The organism is Stieleria varia, from assembly GCF_038443385.1.
GTDB lineage: Bacteria > Planctomycetota > Planctomycetia > Pirellulales > Pirellulaceae > Stieleria > Stieleria varia.
Genome location: NZ_CP151726.1, coordinates 8,474,741 through 8,491,416 on the forward strand (window position 1 = coordinate 8,474,741; position 16,676 = coordinate 8,491,416).

At 57.4% G+C, this 16,676-nt stretch carries 11 protein-coding genes; 5 read left to right on the forward strand and 6 right to left on the reverse strand.

What is annotated here, in order from left to right:
* Positions 1-185 precede the first annotated feature (185 nt).
* A complete protein-coding gene (locus tag Pla52nx_RS28705) occupies positions 186-2,342 on the forward strand; it encodes a hypothetical protein (RefSeq protein WP_146521388.1) in 2,157 nt (718 codons plus the stop codon).
* 235 nt (positions 2,343-2,577) lie between these two features.
* On the forward strand, positions 2,578-3,621 hold the full coding sequence (gene holA / locus Pla52nx_RS28710; protein ID WP_146521389.1) for a DNA polymerase III subunit delta: 1,044 nt from the start codon (positions 2,578-2,580) through the stop codon (positions 3,619-3,621).
* Positions 3,622-3,858: 237 nt separating this feature from the next.
* Here holA and Pla52nx_RS28715 read toward each other — a convergent pair whose 3' ends face one another.
* The 4 genes from Pla52nx_RS28715 to Pla52nx_RS28730 all read right to left on the reverse strand — a co-directional run bounded on the left by Pla52nx_RS28715 (position 3,859) and on the right by Pla52nx_RS28730 (position 9,807).
* A complete protein-coding gene (locus Pla52nx_RS28715; protein WP_146521390.1) occupies positions 3,859-5,916 on the reverse strand; it encodes a suppressor of fused domain protein in 2,058 nt (685 codons plus the stop codon).
* 265 nt (positions 5,917-6,181) lie between these two features.
* On the reverse strand, positions 6,182-7,120 hold the full coding sequence (locus Pla52nx_RS28720; protein ID WP_146521391.1) for an ABC transporter ATP-binding protein: 939 nt from the start codon (positions 7,118-7,120) through the stop codon (positions 6,182-6,184).
* Between the two features lie 66 nt (positions 7,121-7,186).
* Entirely contained in the window at positions 7,187-9,445 is a 2,259-nt protein-coding gene (locus Pla52nx_RS28725; RefSeq protein ID WP_146521392.1) for a hypothetical protein, read from the reverse strand.
* A gap of 44 nt (positions 9,446-9,489) precedes the next feature.
* Positions 9,490-9,807, reverse strand: coding sequence for a MazG nucleotide pyrophosphohydrolase domain-containing protein (locus Pla52nx_RS28730; RefSeq protein ID WP_146521393.1), 318 nt, complete (start codon positions 9,805-9,807; stop codon positions 9,490-9,492).
* Positions 9,808-10,102: 295 nt separating this feature from the next.
* On the opposite strand from Pla52nx_RS28730, the gene Pla52nx_RS28735 reads away from it, so the two are divergent.
* From Pla52nx_RS28735 to Pla52nx_RS28745, 3 genes are read left to right on the forward strand one after another with little or no spacing between them, the layout of a single operon-like run.
* Positions 10,103-11,365, forward strand: a complete 1,263-nt coding sequence (locus Pla52nx_RS28735; protein WP_146521394.1) for a sulfotransferase family protein — start codon at positions 10,103-10,105, stop codon at positions 11,363-11,365.
* 12 nt (positions 11,366-11,377) lie between these two features.
* Entirely contained in the window at positions 11,378-12,703 is a 1,326-nt protein-coding gene (locus Pla52nx_RS28740) for a 3-keto-disaccharide hydrolase (RefSeq protein ID WP_231742141.1), read from the forward strand.
* Between the two features lie 20 nt (positions 12,704-12,723).
* A complete protein-coding gene (locus tag Pla52nx_RS28745) occupies positions 12,724-14,055 on the forward strand; it encodes an MBL fold metallo-hydrolase (RefSeq protein WP_146521396.1) in 1,332 nt (443 codons plus the stop codon).
* Between the two features lie 278 nt (positions 14,056-14,333).
* On the opposite strand, the gene Pla52nx_RS28750 is transcribed toward Pla52nx_RS28745, so the two are convergent.
* Together Pla52nx_RS28750 and Pla52nx_RS28755 are read right to left on the reverse strand one after the other, a co-directional pair.
* On the reverse strand, positions 14,334-14,981 hold the full coding sequence (locus Pla52nx_RS28750) for a metallophosphoesterase family protein (RefSeq protein ID WP_197454782.1): 648 nt from the start codon (positions 14,979-14,981) through the stop codon (positions 14,334-14,336).
* Between the two features lie 181 nt (positions 14,982-15,162).
* Positions 15,163-16,641, reverse strand: a complete 1,479-nt coding sequence (locus Pla52nx_RS28755) for an RtcB family protein (RefSeq protein ID WP_231742142.1) — start codon at positions 16,639-16,641, stop codon at positions 15,163-15,165.
* Positions 16,642-16,676: the final 35 nt, after the last annotated feature.

Here is a 16,676-nt window from a genome sequence, read left to right on the forward strand (position 1 = left end):
AGGGAAATTGTGACCTGTGGCGACGCCAGACCTTCGTTTACTTCAAGAAAACCGGCATGAATTGCCGATCCCGAACGGGAGGCAACCTCCCAAACGGAATGGGAAGTTTGCATCGTCCGCGGATTGTGCGCCGCGAAACCCTATCCCGTGGACCCGTTTTCCGCCATTGAGGCTCGGTCGACAAGATGCGATTCGCCATCCCAGCTCTACTTGCAAGCCGCAACGGACAGTTTACCAAGAGGCAAGCGAGGGTGACCGATCGCTGCTCGCCCGAGATTCGTGCTGGCAGATTTCGCAGCGTTCTACGTGACGCGTTGGCCGCAGGTTTGCTGGCGGCGCTCACCCTGCCCTCGATCGCGTCGGCCCAGTGGCCGCCGGGTTATGGACCGTCGGGTTACGCACCAGCAGGCAATGGACTAGCAGCTAACGGACCTTTACCGCCACTGCCGCCGCCCGCTGCATTGTCCTCTGCTCCGGCATCCTTCACGGGCATGGCAACCACCCGGACGTCCGCCCCCCCACCAACGCCCAGCCAACGCCCCAGCCCCGATGCGGTGATCCTTCACTCCCGCTCGTTCGGGATCCCCGTCAACGTCGACGCGCGTCAATCACAACCGGTCGAGGTACAACTGTATGTGGCCCAGGGCGAGAAAGCGTCTTGGCAATTGATCGACCGACGCGACGCCGGCGTGTCCGAGTTTCAGTTTGTCGGTCAAACCGACGGTGAGTTCTGGTTTGCCACCCGAACCGTGGACGCAGCGGGTCAACCGCACCCCAGCGGTACGCTGCAACCGCAGCTCAAAGTCTTCGTGGACAGCACCAAACCGTCGGTAACGCTCAATGCCCAAGCCGATGCATCGGGCAGCGTGATCGTCGAGCTGAGCACCGCCGACGCGACGCCAGTTCGATCCCTGCAGTTGCACTACGCCACCGATAGCGTGCGGCAATGGCAATCGATCGACACCCGATCCCTGATGCAAACCAGCACCCCAGGCAACGGCAGTCTCGTCATCCGCGGGGAAAGCTCTTGGCAACAAATGTCGGTGCAAGCCATCGTCGTGGACGCGGCCGGCAACCAAACCATCCAAACCGAGATCGTTCATCGACCTCGCATCGCTGCCGGTGCCACACGGGCACTTGCCGCCGCATCGCCCGGTCAAGACCACGGCGGCGTCAACGCAAAGACCGTCGCCGGTCCCAACTCGCCGAACTACATCAACGCCAGCGACAGCAGCGGACTGAACTCACCACCGAGCCAAAGCTTTCCCGCACCGACCATCCCCGAAATCATTCCGCCGGGACAAGCCACATACGCGCCCCGTCCCGCGACACCACAGTCAATAGATGCCGACTCGTTGACCCCGGAAACGAAACCACCCGCTGCACAGAAACCCGTTGCTCCAAAACCGCGGCGGACATTGCAACAAGCCATGCGTCCGCTCGAAAGCGCGGAGAACATCCCCACCCCGAAACCCGATGGCGATGTCACAACGCCTTCGCCTGAGACGATACCGCCACAAGGTTTCCGCCCTTCGCTCGGATCGCAATCCCCCACCCGCTCATCAGCCGAGGACAAGAAAAACAGCGCGTCGAGCACGCCCCGCAAGACATTCATTCCCGGTGCTGAAAACATCCCGATGTCCAGTGGACGCAGCGAAGCCTACGAAGCCAACCGTGCCGCGCAAGCCGAGTACGACCGCGCGTTGCTGGCCAACAAGGTCGCGATTCGCCACAGCGATTCCTTGCGATTCAGCCTCGAGTACGAACTGGAAGCCGTCGGCAACACGGGCGTCGACGCGGTCGAGCTCTATGGCAGCACCGACGCGGGTAAAACGTGGCGACGCTGGGGAGCCGATCCCGATCGCACCAGTCCGTTTGACATCGAGACGAGCGAAGAAGGCACGTTTTGTTTTCGCATCGTCGTGCTCGGTCGCAACGGACTGGCCAGCCCGCGACCCTTGCCTGGTGAAACACCGGACATCGCCGTCGTGGTCGACCAGACGCCGCCCAAATTGGACATCACCGCGGCGCGATATGGCGAAGGTGACCAAGTGGGCGCGCTGGTGATCGAATACGAATGCAGAGATGACAACTTGATGCAACGACCGATCGCACTCTCGTTCGGCGAATCGACGGAAGGCCCCTGGTCGACGATCGCGTCGGGCCTGCGAAACGATGGTTCCCACGTCTGGCCGGCCGACCCTCAGTTGCCCCGCGAAATCTACTTGCGAATCGACGCGACCGATCAAGCGGGCAACATCGGCACCTACATCCTGGACCAGCCGATCGACACCCTCGGCCTGGCTCCCCGAGCTCGCATCCTGGGTTTCCGACCTCGCTGAGGACTCGGAAGCCTTTCCCCGAATCCCGTTTGACCCGCAGCCGAAGGCGTAGGCCCCGTTTGACCCGCAGCCGAAGGCGCAGGCCCCGTTTGACCCGCAGCCAAAGGCGTAGGCGGGAGCGGCAATTGACCCTGCGGGGCAATCCGGTTGGCTGCGTCTCCTACGCCTTCGGCTGCGGGTCAAACGATGTGGAGACTCACTGACAGCGTGCAGCGGTTCTGGTAATCTGGGCAGCATGAGTCTCAAACACGCCTTCGACTTTCTGATCACCCCGGCCGACGGCCCCGTCGACTTCGACGTCGCTGCGTTATTCGGCCCTGATGCCACCTTGGCCTCTTGGGTGGCTGGACGTTTGATCGGCGACGCCGATGTCACTCAAGTCGATGGGGACACGGCGCGGTGGAGCGACATTCGCGACGACTTAGCCACGGCGTCTCTGTTCGACATGGGCGAAAAACGCACGATCATCATTCGCGGCGCGGACAAATTTCTGTCTGCCAATCGTCCTGAGATCGAAGCCTACCTTGCCAAGCCCGGCTCGGCCGCACGTTTGATCTTGCTGTTGGAATCGTTTCCATCAAACACAAAAGCCTACAAGATGATCGACAAGTCACACTTGTTGATCGTCTGCAGTTGCGAAGTGGAAAAGAAGTACGGCGTGACCGCCGCATCACGTCGAAAATTCTTGACCGACTACGTTGCCCCACGCCATCAAACCAAACTGACCGGCGGGGCCGCCGATGCGTTGATCGAGATGCTCGGCGCCGACACCGGCTTCATCGACACTGAGATCGCCAAGCTGGCTCTGTACAAGCAACCAGGCGAAACGGTCGACGAAGCTTTGGTGCGTGACATCGTTTCCGGATGGCAAGGAAAAACGATTTGGCAGATCATCGAAGCCATCAATGCCGGAGACGCGGCCGAAGCGATTCGGCAACTCGACAAACTGATGGAAGGCGGCCAACCCCCGATCGCCCTGCTGCCACAGATCGCGTGGTCGCTCAGACGACTGGGATTGGCAACGGCCGCCATCGAACACGCCGAACGCACAGGCAAACCTTGGCGAATGGACGAAGCGTTGACCAAGGCTGGCATCAAACCCTTTGAAGCGGCGAAGGCCGGCGCCAGTTTGAAACGGATCGGACGCGTCAAAGCTCGCCAGTTGTTGCCATGGCTTCTCGATGCCGACTTGCGACTCAAAGGCACCCACAGCGCCGACGGCCGCGATCGATTTCTACTGGAGCAATTCGTTCTCCGCCTGGCAAAACCACCGGCGTAGCCACTCATTCCAATTCCAACGGAGTCAAGGTCAAGTCAAAATCGCAACACTAGCCACGGGCTTCGAAGGTGGGGGCGGTCATCATAAGGCTGGGCGAATGCGAGGAAGGGGGCCTGTCTGCGCAAGTCAATGCGCTGGAAATGGCAAAACGCTTGGCGGGGCACGCTATCGACTTGGAAAGTCGAGCGACAATAGTCATTCGACTTTCCAAGTCGAAAACGAACACCACCATCCGCCCTAACGCCGGAACCAACCTTTTCGTTTGACGTAGCATTCTCTCGTCGCGTCATAATAGATTGGATGGTGATGCTTTTCCAACAACGGCAAGAATTTATGGATGCCGCTGAAATCGATCAGTTTTCGTTCGGCACTGGTGATCGGGACCAACCAGAACGGCTGAATGGAGTTGGCACCGGAGCGTAACCCCGGCATCGGCTTGGAATCGTTGTCGATCACCGGCAGCATATAAACGCAGTTATCCAGCGCACTGCCTTCCACTCCCGATCCCGGTATGTCCGCAAGCGATGTCGTGGATCCGAACGTCAAACCGTTCTTGCGTATGTAGGGTAACATCGCGGCGCTGCGCAGCAATGCGATGCTGTTGTGATCCACATGGGTCACGTACAGCAGCAACTCGCCCAGCACCGATCGCTGACCGTGAGGCATGGCCACGGGATAATCGCTCATGCCATTGGTCGCCAAAGTCGTGAAGTCGCGTTCTTCGTGCGGGGGAAAAACAAGCACATCGATCTTCATTCGGTCGTCCTGCAGTGGCGGTTCGACCATCGAACAAGGACCGAAGCGAGACTCAAACTCTCGCATGCGATGCTTCCAAAGTAGACGGCTCGTGTCCTCCGACGGTTGACCGACACCGCGTTGATCTACCGCCCGAGAGTCGGCGTTGAATTGCTGTGTTGCTCGCGTGTCAGCAGAGTGATGACTGACTGCGAATGACGCCGACGAATCGGACCCGATGGGTTGACGATTCGACCGTCCACTTCGCTCATCCGTTCGAACAACCACGGTTGGCGGCAGCGCCGATCGGACATCGACGACCGGAACGTCGTACTGATTTGCACCGATCGACGGTTGTCCCAAAATGGATTGATCCAGCGGTGTCTTGATTTGAGCTGACAAGTAGGATGAACTGTGGGTCGAGCCCGAGACGCTGCCGGTTCCCCGGCGAACGAAATCGGATTCTCGATCCAGCAACTCACGTTCGCGTCGCGCTAATTCTTCTTCACGATTGGCCATCGACAGCAACAACGCTTGCTTCTCACTGAAAACGGACTCCTGTCGTTGTCTCAGCGTCGCGATCTGCTTCAGCAACACCTGCTCTCGCGCCATCATCTCGGCATCACGTTTGGCCAAGATCTCCTTCAATTCTTCTTCATCAATCCCCATCAACGCCATGTCGTCTAACTGATCTTCACGACGTTTGACCTCTTCCTCACGAGCGACGAGGTGATCACTACGCAACTGCGTTTCGTTCTCCAACGTCTCCAATTGTGATTCACGCTCCGCAAGGGCACGTTGCGAGTTCTCCAACTCAGTCTGCTGACGCATCATCTCGCGTTCACGCTGATCCAGTCGCTGCTCCAACCCCTCCAACTCTCGCTGACGTGTGGCAAGCTGCGATGACCTAGCCTGCATCTCCTGTTCGCCCACACGTACGGCTTCGGCACGGCCCGCGAGATCCTTTTTCCGCTCGTCCATCCCATCGGTGGATGCCTTGAAAGCTTTCAGCTTTTCCTCCAAAGCCGCTTTCTCATGCTGCAAACTCACCTTCAACTCATTGAGCTCACAACTGCGTTGCTGCAAAGCATTCTCTTGCTGTTGAAGCTCGGACGCGCGTTGCTCCAGTGTTGCGGCTCTGCCCTCCAATGCTGCTTGCTCAGCGGTCAGCCGATTGCGTAGCTCCTCGACCTCCAACCGCCGCTGCTCGGCTTGTTGCAGTATCTTCTTCGAATCCGCTTCAGCCCGTTGCCGCGTCTGCTGGGCTTGCAACATCAACGCGTCCGCGTTGGCCTTGACTGCCCCACCGGTACGCGAGGATTGCGGCCCGTGACCATTGACGGGTGCATTGACGACTTTGGCTTGTTTGTGACCGACAGACGGATCATCGTCCGAGAAAACCAAACCAGGTATCTCTGAGGCACTCCGCCAGTTGTCTTCGCCTGATCCGATGGCAACATTCGCATGGATCGCACCACGATCTGCGAACGCCTGCAACTGGTCCATCGTAAACGGTCCGCGTTTTCCAGACTTCGTTCGAATGAACCACTCTTGAGGCATCGCGAATGAACACGGTTCTGAACAAACCGCTCTTTGAGAGATCGAGGACTGAATGACGAGTCGATTGATGCCGCGTATTTGAGCATCCTGACCCGCACTTGACCACCATTTTATCGGGTGGATCGGCGATCGAATCGAAGACTGCCCCCTCGGCAATGCGGATCAGCGGGCACCCACACAAGCATCATCGTTTACGCAAGCCCCCCAAAGCAACATCGCTGAGCAACATCGCTGAGCAACATCGCTGAGCAACATCGCTGAGCGTCTACATTCGAGTGCTGGTTCCCTTGGTCAACGCCATGAATGCCGACTCCAGATCCAGCTCTTCTTCGTTGAACCGTTTCAGATCGACTCCATTCTCGATCAACAGCTTGGGCAAATCACTGTAGTCGTCGACCTCTTGTTTCAACACCACTCGAATCGCATCGTCACCGGGCTCGCAGCCTTGGACTTTTTCGTGACCGCTGAGCAACTGTGAGATGCGTTCAAGCTGTTCACGTTTGCCCGGCTGAATGACGAGCACGGTGTGTTGACGAACCATCCGGATCACTTCGGTGACCTTTGCATTCTGTTTGAGTTCGCCGCGATCAATGATGCCGACTTTGTTACACACGTCGGCCAACTCGGGCAAAATGTGACTGCTGACGATCACCGTTTTTCCCATTTCGCCGAGCCGTCGCAGCAGGTTCCGCATTTCGATCCGCGCCCTCGGATCGAGCCCCGAGAGAGGTTCGTCCAACAACAGGACCTGTGGATCATGCAGCAATGTGCGTGCGAGTCCCAACCGCTGCGTTTGACCTCGCGACAGCGTGTTGGCGAAGGCATCCCTCTTGAAATCCAAGTCGACGATCTCCAGCATCTCGTCGACACGTTTGCGTCGATCCACTCCATTGATTCGATAGGCGGCGGCAAAGAACTCCAGGTACTCCACGACGGTCATGTCGTCGTAGACGCCAAAGAAGTCGGGCATGTAGCCCACCAACCGGCGAATCTCTTTGGGCGCCGTATGTACGCTGTAGTCGCACACGTAGGCTTCGCCCCAACTGGGCTCCAACAACGTGGCGATGATTCGCATCGTGGTTGTCTTGCCCGCGCCGTTGGGTCCGATGAAGCCGAACAAGTCGCCTGCTTGCAAGTCCAGATCGATGCTGCGGATGGCAAACGCATCTCCGTACTTTTTCGTCAAATCAACAGTCTTAATCACTTGGACAGTGTGCTTTACAAAGGGGGGCTGAGAGAATGGATGAGGATGTGATCAAGCCGATGCAACTCAATCCAAACGTGTGACGCGAACGGGGACCACCAAACGAATGATCGACAGCGTTTCGCCGGTTAACGCAACGGCCGGCCCCACGTCATCGGTGCCTCCGGTCTGCACTCGTTCGGCCGAGGTTTCGATCAAAGGTTCTTCCGTGCGACCGACCAACAAACACTGGTCTTCGACCAACGCATGACTGAGGTCCAACATCGATAGTGGATCGTCCGTCAGACCGGTATAAACTTGGCCGCCGGCGACTTGATAGAACATCAGTATCTCGGCGATGCGCTGCGGTGAACGGAAGTCCCCAGGTGCCCAGATCTCCGTTTCGGTTTGGTTCTGTTCGAACGATTGTTGTCGCGTCAACTGACGTCGAAAACTCTTCTGGCGAACGGAATCGATCGACGCAATTCGGCTGCCCGCCTGCAATCGCTTGGGCAACAAGTAAACCGAGTTTTGATACACGAGCATCCCATCGAGCAAATCGAACGGAAATGGATTGATCAGTTCGCCTCGCAACTGATCGCTACCCGGTCGACGCAGCATTTCCAGACTCTCCGGAAACTCGCAACGAATGCTCATCCGCGTCGCAATCGACTTGCTCCCTCGCGGCGGCAGCGACAATCCGTCCACCTTGGTCGCTGAATCCGCTGCGGCAAACGCGGGCGTAACCGAGTACGGCGGCATCAGAGTGTTTTCGCCGGCCAACTGGATCCCGCCGAACTCGCGTCCTGGATGTCCGAACGGTGCCGTCTGCGCCCACTGAATACCACGAGTGATTTTCTTCAGACTTTCGGACGGACCACTCAGCACTCTCAGGCGAGTCGCGTCGTGCGAATACAAATAACTCCAAGTGAACGCCCGGCCACCTTGATCGACCACGTTGAGATCAATGATCTGCACCTGATTGAGCGACACCTGTTGCTGAGTCGAATCTCTACTTGTCGTAGACTGCCCATCGCTGGAATCGACTGAATCCGCATTCGTATGACGCGGCGCCGCTTGGGTGATCAAAACCACCGACAGCCCGATCGCCATCAGTGGAAACGTCAACCAGCCCAGCAACGGCTTGCCCAGCACGCGATTGACCAAGAAGTAATCGATCGGGCCGATCGCTGCAATCAAGGCCAGCAGGACGATTGCCAAGAAAGAAAATCCAAAGGATCGCTTCACGTCAAACTGATCGAGAGCACCTCGCATTTGACCGGCCAAGTCATCGTAGGATGTGACTCGATTGCCTGCTCTGACCGATTCGTTCTTCAAACGAAAATCGTTGCCGACCAACTTGTAGATCAAGTCCATCCGGCTGGGCCACTGCGTAAACGGAGCGTCGTCCAAATCGGCTGCCATCACAATCGCACGCCCCAACCCCACGGCATACTCCGCCGCGATCGTCACCGGTATCCGACGAGTGGTTCGACCGCTCAGCAGGACACGCCCACGACCACGGGGCAACGTGGCTGCATCAAACACTTCCAAGCGAGATTGACTGGTCGTCCAAGTCTCAACGGCGGAGGGATCCACTCGGACGACCTTGTCCGACTCCAACGGCAACAGATCGAGCAGCCATGGCGCAGTGGACTGAAACTGCGGCAACGATCCGCCCAGATTCAACAGCACGTTGCCACCCAAGCGGATCCACTCGGCCAATGCGTCTTGCTGAGTCGGACTCATATCACCCAGCAACGGCAATCCCGTTCGGTTGATCACGATCCAATCCACTCCGTCATAGCCGATCGATTGATCGGGCAACGACCGCGCCGAAGAGGGAATCGTCACCGTCACGGTGGGGTCTCGATCAAGCAACTCATTGGCGCCGATGGTTTCGATCCCCAGCGGATCCCCCAAAGCGAGCACCCAAGGCATTTCGGTCGGAATCATCGACGGCTCTTTACTGGGCCGTCCGAACTGAGGAAAACGTGTTTCGACTCGAACCGCGCCGCGCAAAACCGTCAATGGAGCTGCTTCACTGCCCGGCACGACATAAACAAATCGTCCCCCGGCATCGTCTGCGTCATCGCGTTTGATTTCAGGCGACCAATAGGTCACTCGGATGCCGTCACCATCGAGGGTTTGAACCTGCAGTGGTTGGTCGGATGAGTCCTCTCCCGCTGCAAGCCCGGCGGGCTCAGCAAGCTCCCCAGAGACATGGACTGCCGTCCAACGACCGACACGATAGTGCCCGTCGATCCCCACGGTCACATTGCTGGGAGGGGGCGATGCGTTCTCAGGAACGCCGTCTTGCGCCGCCCATGCGGGTGCAACAGACATCAACACCATCAAAAAAGCGATCTGAAATGAAAGGCGACCCACGATCACGGTTTCTCCGAATCGGGGCATTCACAAACCAAACGCTTGCAACCGGGACACCCGTGTCCGTACTTTGCGACCAAGGCGGCATTCAGATCGACTCCAGCGACGTTGGCGATCGTCGCGAGCCAGGCAATCACGTCGGCGAACTCCTCCGCCAAATTTTCTTTGTCGTTGCCCCTCAGCGCCGATGCCAACTCGCCAACCTCCTCCATCAGCCACATGAAGGTGCCATCGACCCCCCGTGCAACGTCCTTCTCGTAGTACATTTGGCGGATATGCTGCTGCAAATCTGCCACGGAAAGCTCGCTGTTAGATGACATGGATGCGAAACGGGGGACAATTGAGTGGGTTGGAATGCTAAAAAATGCCGTAATGGACACGAACCGGCGTCGATGATTGGCACGAGGGGCCTCGTTTCCGATCTGTGCGGCACGGATTGTAGCCACCAGACACGTTGGCGAGACCAGCGGGTGTCTCGACCTGCTAAAAAACGAACCGAAACACCTGAAATCGACTAACCTGCACGATCGCCTTGCGTTGCACTACAGTGTAAACACCTGTTTGGTTCCGCCATTCTTTTCCAGACCCTCGCGAGCCGCTTCTTTGTCCGAGCCGATGCACAGTGACCGAACCTCCCATTCCGAGGCGAAATTGCCGGTCGACGTGAACGCTCACACCGGGATCACTTCTGGGTCGACCGAGAAATCGGCTCAGGAACTTGCTGGACCTAACAAGCCCGACAAATCTGTCCCCAGCAAACCGGCACCGGACAAACAATTTCATCCCTACCCGTTCTGGGCTCCGCGGTTTTGGCATGGGATGAGACCGCTGACATGGATCGGCCTGCTGCGTGAAGGTGGATTTCGAGTTCATCCCAGTCGCTGGAATCATCTCTGGGGTGTCAGCACCACCGTCGGCTTCAACACCCTGCTGACCCTGATTCAGAACGTCTGGATGCGCCGACGCTTGGCCAATGCGGAGTTACACGGACCGCCGGTGTTCATCGTGGGACACTGGCGCAGCGGAACAACGTTGCTGCACGAGTTGATGGTTCGCGATGAACGCTACAGCAGCCCCTCCACCTTCCAGTGCTTTGCCCCACATCACTTTCTGGTCAGTGAGTGGGCGTTTCAACGATTCGGCAGCTGGTTGCTACCGGGCAAACGTCCGATGGACAACATGAATGCGGGCTGGAACCGGCCACAAGAAGACGAGTTTGCACTCATGAACCTTGGCCTCCCCTCACCCTACCGACGCATTGCGTTTCCCAACAACGGGCCGGTCGATCTGAATTATCTGGACTTCGAGAACGTTTCAGAAGAAGACATCGAGACGTGGTTGGCCGCACTGCGACGTTTCATGCTGGCGGTCAGCACGGTCACAGGCCGACCGCTGGTGATCAAGAGCCCAACGCACACAGGTCGCATCGGAGTCCTGGCCAAAGCGTTTCCCGACGCTCGATTCATTCACATGACCCGCGACCCGCGCGCTCTGTATCCCTCGACGTGCCGGCTGTGGCGAAGCCTCAATGAGATCCAAGGCTTGCAAAAGCCTGACCACTCAGGCGAATCAGAGTATGTCGTCGAATGCTTGGCTCGAATGTATCGGGCGTTTGAAAGAGACCGCAAAGAAATCGAGCCCCATCGACTGATCGATGTACGCTATGAAGATCTGACGGCGAATCCCGTTCAGACGATGCAAACCATTTATGAAACGCTACACCTGAGCGATTTTGACTTCGTTCGCAATGAGATAGAAACCTGGGCACAAAACGAACACCAGGACTATCGCACCAATGAACACCATTTGTCACCCCTTGACGAAGCCATGCTGAAAGAAGCCTGGAAAGAATATTTCGAAAACTATGGCTATCTATAGGACCTCCTCATCGTGAAACATACTTACTTTGCCGCCATCACCTTGGCACTGCTGATTCACTGCGGTTGCAAACAACAAACGGCAAACACGGATCCTGTTGCCACGGCAACTGCCGACACAACGCGAGGGGAAAACGAACCTTTTGTGTTCGAGCCACAGGCTTACGAGGCGAGCGCGGAACAACTGTTGGCCGCACGATTGGAGCCCGCCGAAGCCGCAGAGGGATGGGTACGCTTGTTCGACGGACACACCTTGTTTGGCTGGGAAATGGCCGGCCAAGTCAACTGGCACGTCGAGGACCAATCGCTCGTGGCCGACAAAGGAGAACAGGGACTGATCTGCACGTCCACCACTTGGCAAGATTTTGAAGTCACGGCCGAATTCAACGCGACCGAAACGACCAACAGCGGAATCTTTGTCCGCACCCCTCTGGAGCCCATGGACCCCAAGATCGATTGCTACGAGATCAACATCGCTCCGGACTCCAACGCCTTTCCGACAGGCAGCCTGGTTGGTCGACAAAAGGTTGATGCGGAAAAGGCTGGAAAGCAGACTCCCGGTCAATGGCGACGCATGACCATTCGCGCTCAAGGCAACGAAATCACCGTCATGCTGGGCACCGAAATCGTTTGTCAGTACACCGACACGGTCCCCGTTCCCGCCCGCCGAATAGGACTGCAACACAACTCCGGACGCATCGCCTTTCGCGACATCCGCATTCGACCACTGGGATTAAAATCAACCCTCGACCCTGAACTCTCCCAATGGACCAAGTACCCGGAGATGCCGGGCAGTTTTAGCGTCAACGAAGACGGTGAATTGCATGTCCAAGGCGGACGGACGCAATTGGAAACCAAAGAGCGCTACGGTGACTTTGTCCTGCTGGCGGATTACAAGATGCCCGATCCAAAGATCAACTCGGGGATCTTCTTTCGATGCATTCCCGGCGATGAAATGATGGGCTATGAATGCCAAGTCAGCAACGAAATCAAGGATGGCAACCCGCTGACTCCGGTGGATCACGGCACCGGCGGAATCTTCAAACGACAGACCGCCCGCGTGGTCGCAGGCAATCCGGACGACTGGTCGACGGTGTTGCTGATGGCAAACGGCGACCACATCGCAGCCTGGGTCGGTGGCGTCCACGTCAGCGACTGGCAAGATACACGCGAACCTCACGAAAATCCACGCAAGGGCAAACGAACCGAGCCCGGCACGATCATGATCCAAGGTCACGACCCAACCACCGATGTGTTGTTCCGTCAAATCATGATCGCTCCGATCACTGTGCCGACACTCGACGCAACGGATGATTCGACCAACGACGAATCCAAGTAACTCCGAACGGAACGGATTTCATGCATCTGCAACATCACGGCGGACATCAGGGCGTCACGGGTTCGTGCCACCAACTGACCTTCTCCTCGGGAAAGTCCGTGTTGGTCGATTGTGGGCTCTTTCAAGGCTCCGATGCCCGGCGACATCCGAACTTGGAGATCGAGTTTCCGCTCGATGGCATCGAAGCCCTGTTGTTGACACACGTGCACATCGACCACGTCGGACGATTGCCGTATCTGATGGCCGCCGGTTTTGACGGTCCGATTTATTGCACCCAGCCGACAGCCAAGATGCTGCCGCTGACCATCGAAGACGCGATCAAGATCGGATTCACTCGCAAGGAACGCATGATCGACGCGTTTCAAGAAACCGTCGCAAAACGATTGCGTCCCATCCCCTACCACGTCTGGACCGAAATCCTGCCAGGCGTCCAAATCCGAGTCTCACCCGCCGGACACATCCTCGGCTCGTGCTACTTTGAAATCGATGCCGATGGCCGACGCGCGGTGTTCTCCGGTGACTTGGGCGCGCCACATGCACCGCTGCTCAAAGATCCCCAACCGCCCGAGCGTGCGGACCTGCTGGTCCTCGAATCGACCTACGGGGACAAGTGCCATGACGGACGCGAACATCGACAACAGACGCTGGAGAACATCCTCCGTAAGACACTGGAGGACAAAGGCGTCACGATCATTCCCGCTTTCAGCCTCGGACGCACACAAGAACTGCTGTACGAAATGAACGGGATCTTTGAACGGATCCAGCAACAGTCAGGACGCAGCATCATGAAATCGGTCGATGTCATCGTCGACTCGCCACTGGCATCGCGGTTCACCAAAGTCTACGAGGACTTGCAGCCGTTCTGGGATGCGGAAGCACAGCATGTGCTGACCTATGACGACCAACCGCTGATGTTCGAGAACCTGACCACGATCGATGACCACGACGAACACCAGTCGACCCTGGACTACTTGGCCCAAAGCGATCTGCCGGCGATCGTTATCGCGGGCAGCGGGATGTGTACCGGCGGCCGCGTCGTGAACTACCTGAAACGTCTGCTCGATCGCCCCACCACCGACGTCCTGTTCGTCGGTTATCAAAGCCACGGCACACCCGGTCGGGACATCCAAGCCGGCCGCAAGTCCGTGCGAATTCACGGTGAGGAATTGAAAATCCGCGCCGATGTCCACACGATCTCCGGCTACTCGGCTCATGCGGACCAACAAAACCTGATCGATTTCGTCACCGGCATGGATTCACCGCCACAGGAAGTCGTGTTGGTGCACGGAGAAGATGGCCCGAAAAAAATCCTCGGTGAAAAACTCTCCGAACACGGCATCAACGTGCGATGAACCGTAAAACGATTGTCACTCGGCGTTCCAAGTCGATGGCGTTCTCCGCTGTACGTTGTCGACTCAGAGAGTCGAACGACAATCCGCAAGCGGTAACTTATTAATCGCACGTCCCCCGAGACGCGAAATTCGAACCTCGGCGGGTCTCGGCTAGAGCGAATGCATCAGGTAAGGGTGAAAAGCCGCGGTCATCGGTAGGGCTGCTTGGCGGAGTTGGGGTTGGTGGCGGGGCTGGTTGCGCTCGTCAGAGGGCAGATGGGACGTGAACTGAAAAAAGTTCACAGCCAACCATCCAGCCAACCGTCGCGGACTTCGCCGTCTTGGTTGGTTTGAAAAAACTGTCCACTGCCGACGTCCAAACCGGTTAACCAACCACCACGGCAACAGTTGGTGTCGATGCACACGGCAAAATCATTTTGCAACGGCACACCGCTTTTCTGCGCCGTGTGCCCGCAGATGACTTTTTTGCTGGACTCCGGTCGTGTCATCGATTCAAACGGTTCCCAGTGCAAGATGTACTCGGGTTGCTCGCTCATCGGCATGTCGCCGTAAACACACGCGTGCACAAAGATATGCTGATCGGTCTCGTGATACGGCAGCAACTCACGCAAGAAATCCACATCACCGGATGTCCATTTCTCATCATCAGCCTGGTCCAGATCCTCATCGCTTGACTGACCAGAATGCCAATGCCCGACTTGCTCTTCCAGGAACATGATCTCGTGGTTGCCACGCAAACAAATCCAATCGCGTTGCCGAGTCTGCTGACGCAACCATCGGACAACCGACAGGGAATCCGGCCCCCGATTGATGTAGTCTCCCAGAAAGACGAGCTTGTCCTCGCCGCTCAAGTTCAAGCGATCGATGAGTCGCAACAAAGCATCGAAACAGCCGTGAATGTCGCCGATCGCAATCGTCCTGGACACCAATAAAATCCTTTACCGCGGTATTTCACGTCCGTAGGTCATGCTATGCATGACGCAATCCGTTTAACACAACCGGGCCGCACCGGACGTCACCAACGGTTTTACCAAATCCAGATCACTAAGTGCAAAAACAGGCATATCGTACTTCATCATGCACAGCATGACCTACTCGTTTCATCACTCAGTCATCCGCATCTGACGCGTCTTTGATGACGAAACGTGCCCGTAGTCGCGCGACCTCGGTCGCCAGACCTGCCTTTTCTACACTACGCAGCACTTCGTCGAAATCCTTGTACGCCGCTGGCGCCTCATCTTTGGGGTACCTGCGACAGTTCGTCAAGATATCGGCATCGGTGAACGAGTCATCGACCGTTTTCTGATCCAGCTCCTTGATCGCACGTCGTCGGCCGAGCATCCGTCCGGCACCGTGATTCACACTGTAGCAGCTTTCGCGCGCGCCCTCGCTGGCCACCATCACGCTGGAACCGGCTTGTGGGTTTCCGGGCAACAAGATCGGATGACCGGTGTCGGCAAACGGAGTCTGACGCAATGCGTGATGCCCCGCCGGAAACGCTCGCGTCGCTCCCTTGCGATGCACCCAAGTCGGTCGGTTGTCGACGATTTCTTGGCGGGCGATGTTGTGACTGATGAAATACACCAGGGTCCCTTGTGTTCCGGGAATGACTTCTTGAAACGCTTCCAAGACCAGTTGGTTGATCAACAGATGGTTGACCGTGGCGAAGTTTGCTCCCAGTGCCATGTCGTCCAAGTACGCATCGGCCTCGGGTGTTCCCAACGGCGCATGAACCAGTTGCTTGTCGTTGCCCGGATACGGAATTCCCCATTGATCAAATTTTGCCTCCAACGCGCGAAACTGACCGGTCGCCAATCGGTGCCCGATGCCACGCGAACCGCAGTGAGACAAGAACGCAACGTGCCCGTCACGTAAACCAAACACTTCCGCGGTCGCGCGTGCCTCGGGTTGGTCCACCACATCGACGACTTCGCATTCACCGAAGTGATTGCCGCCGCCGTAGGAACCCAACTGCTGGACACGCTCGCGAAACTTGTTGAACACCCTGCCCTGTCGCAGTTCGTACAAGCGTTGACGCAGCGAATCGACGGAATCGTCGTGTCCGCGATGAAATGCGTCTTCGCAACGCTCGGCCCAACTCGTCGGGATGCCCAACTTGGCCAAGACGTCTGACGATGCGCCTTCGCACATCGCCGCGGCACCGAGTTTCTCATCGACCTTGCGAGACTTCGGCACGTCACGCGCTCCCTTGCCCATCCCCGTCGGAATGCGTCGACAAATCGCGTGAATCAACTCACGCCGGATTTCACGCGTCGACACTGCGTCGGCGGGCAAGTCGGTTTGCAACAGGCTCATGGAACACTTGATGTCGTAACCCACCGGCCCAGGATACACATGCGTGGGCGACGCCAGCACGCAACCGATCGGCGCACCGTATCCACAATGCGCATCGGGGTTGAGCACGACCTGCGTGACCCCCGGCGCCGTCCGCGAATTGATCGCTTGCTGCAAACACAACTCATCAAAGGTCGCGCGGATCGCTTCGGTGCCAAAAACTTTCACCGGCGAATGATGATTGCCCGCCGGCAAAATCGCCGTGGCTTCACCGGTCTCGATCATCTCCATCCTATCACTCCTGTATTTCTCACCATATGTTTGAT